General features: G+C 55.7%; 3 protein-coding genes. All 3 read left to right on the top strand.

The window, feature by feature from the left end:
* Window positions 1-85 precede the first annotated feature (85 nt).
* From tnpB to GHO03_RS24180, 3 genes are read left to right on the top strand one after another with little or no spacing between them, the layout of a single operon-like run.
* A complete protein-coding gene (tnpB, locus tag GHO03_RS24190) occupies window positions 86-445 on the top strand; it encodes an IS66 family insertion sequence element accessory protein TnpB (RefSeq protein WP_048391263.1) in 360 nt (119 codons plus the stop codon).
* Window positions 446-463: 18 nt separating this feature from the next.
* Complete coding sequence (locus GHO03_RS24185) at window positions 464-1,966, top strand: IS66 family transposase (RefSeq protein WP_048391261.1); 1,503 nt, start codon at window positions 464-466, stop codon at window positions 1,964-1,966.
* Window positions 1,963-2,277 (top strand): hypothetical protein, encoded by a 315-nt coding sequence (locus GHO03_RS24180; RefSeq protein ID WP_129444071.1) that lies wholly within the window; start codon window positions 1,963-1,965, stop codon window positions 2,275-2,277. The genes GHO03_RS24185 and GHO03_RS24180 overlap by 4 nt, the downstream gene beginning before the upstream one ends.
* Window positions 2,278-2,371: the final 94 nt, after the last annotated feature.

Raw genomic sequence — 2,371 nt, 5'->3', positions numbered from 1 at the left:
GTAAGCGCTCCATGAAGCCCACATTCCAAGCCGAAACCTGATGTCCGATGCTGTGCTCCCGATTTCTTTCTGGAGCCAGTCCGTCATGATGCGTCCCGACGCCAAAGTCGAAAAAGTGTACCTATACCCCAAGCCCGTGGACTTTCGAAAATCCATCGACGGCCTCGCGGCCCTGGTCGAGCTGGATATCAAGGTAGCGGTATTCGACCCGGTACTTTTTGTTTTTCTGAATCGCCCCCGTAATCGGGTGAAAATCCTCTATTGGGAGCGCAACGGCTTCTGCCTTTGGCTCAAGCGCCTGGAGTCCGAGCGTTTCAAAACCTCGCCCAATGCCACCGACGAAGCCATCGTGCTGACGGTTCAGGAACTGAACTGGCTGCTCGACGGTTTTGATCTCTGGCGCAACCGTCCGCATCAGGTTTTGACGCCGCGATTTGTTGCTTGATTGGGTATAATCCGGGACATGATTTCCATGTCCGACAACCTTCCCGATGACCTGGCTGCGCTCAAGCAATTACTTGCTCAGATGCAGTCGAAGGTCGTTCTTCTTGAAGAAGAGAATGCGCTACTTCGTCAGCGCCTGTTCGGGCGCAAGTCAGAGCAAACCGCTGATCCGGCGACGCCACAACTGCTGCTGTTTAATGAAGCCGAAAGTATCGACACGCCAGCGCCCGTTGAAGCTGACGAAGAAGTTGTCGCCCCGACCAAGCGCCGTGGCAAACGCAAGCCACTGTCGGCTGACTTGCCACGCATCGAGGTCATCCACGAACTCTCCGAGCACGAACTGACCTGCGCTTGCGGTTGCCGCAGACACGCCATCGGTGAAGAAACCAGCGAACAGCTGGAGATCGTGCCGATGCAGATCCGGGTGATCAAACATATCCGCAAGGTCTACGGCTGCCGAGGCTGCGAAACAGCACCGGTCACCGCCGACAAACCCGCGCAACTGATCGAAAAAAGCATGGCCAGCCCCAGCGTATTGGCGATGCTGCTGACCACTAAGTACGTCGATGGCCTGCCGCTGCACCGTTTCGAAAAAGTCCTCGCTCGTCACGGTGTCGATATCCCGCGTCAAACCTTGGCGCGCTGGGTGATCCAGTGCTGCGAACACTTCCAGCCACTGCTGAATCTGATGCGTGATCGGTTACTGGAGAGTCCGATTGTTCACTGCGATGAAACGCGAGTGCAGGTGCTGAAAGAGCCAGACCGAGACCCGACCAGCCAATCCTGGATGTGGGTACAAGCCAGTGGCCCACCGGAGCGCCCAGTCATCCTGTTTGACTACACCACCAGCCGAGCGCAGGAGGTGCCGTTGCGGCTGCTCGCCGACTATCGCGGCTATCTGATGACCGATGATTACGCCGGCTATAACGCTTTGGGCGCGCAGCCGGGTATCGAGCGTTTGGCCTGCATGGCCCATGTACGGCGCAAGTTCGTAGATGCGCAAAAAGTGCAGCCCAAGGGCAAAGCCGGTCGAGCCGATGTTGCGCTGACGATGATCAACAAGTTGTACGGCATCGAGCGTGGGTTGAAAGAGATGACAGATGAACAGCGCTTTGCCGGTCGCCAGGAACAGAGCTTGCCGGTGCTCAGCCAGTTAAAAAATTGGCTGGAGAAAACTCAACCGCAGGTCACTGCGCAAAGCGCCTTGGGTAAAGCGGTCAATTATCTGGCCAGTAACTGGAGCCGGCTGGAGCGTTATATAGAGGCTGGCTTTTTACCGATCGACAACAATGCCGCCGAAAGAGCAATCAAACCATTTGTGATCGGTCGCAAAGCATGGCTATTCAGCGATACGCCCAAGGGCGCCGCAGCCAGTGCGCAGATCTACAGTCTGGTCGAGACCGCCAAGGCAAACGGCCAGGAGCCCTATACGTGGCTGCGCCATGTACTGGAGCGATTACCGCAGGCTGAGTCGGTTGAAGACGTTGAGGCGCTACTACCCTGGAATTGGAGGGCATCATGAGTATCAATATTGATCATCTGAGTGTCGATGAGTTAGTGACATTGAATCATCACATTATCGAACGGCTGAAGATGCTGGAGTCGTTGGAAGCTCATAAATCGATGATGCAGTTCCATCCAGGAGCACGGGTAAGCTTCGACTCACCCAGTGGTGAGCGCCTGTCCGGTACCGTTATGAAGTTCAACCGCAAGACCGTCACAGTGGTAACCGACACCAGCCAACGCTGGAATATTTCGCCGCACTTGCTTTCACCGATCAAAAACGTACAAGCGGGGACGGTGGTGGATATCAAGCCACAAAAAATGAAGTAGCTGCGCCGTGAATGGCCTCCGCGCCAGCATGATTTGATTCCTCCCCACCTCAGACGCCGCCTGTTTGGATAGGTGAGGTTTATGGATCAGTTAC

This window comes from Pseudomonas sp. FSL R10-1339, assembly GCF_009600545.1.
Lineage (GTDB): Bacteria > Pseudomonadota > Gammaproteobacteria > Pseudomonadales > Pseudomonadaceae > Aquipseudomonas > Aquipseudomonas bubulae.
This window is presented reverse-complemented; position numbering and strand designations above follow the sequence as displayed.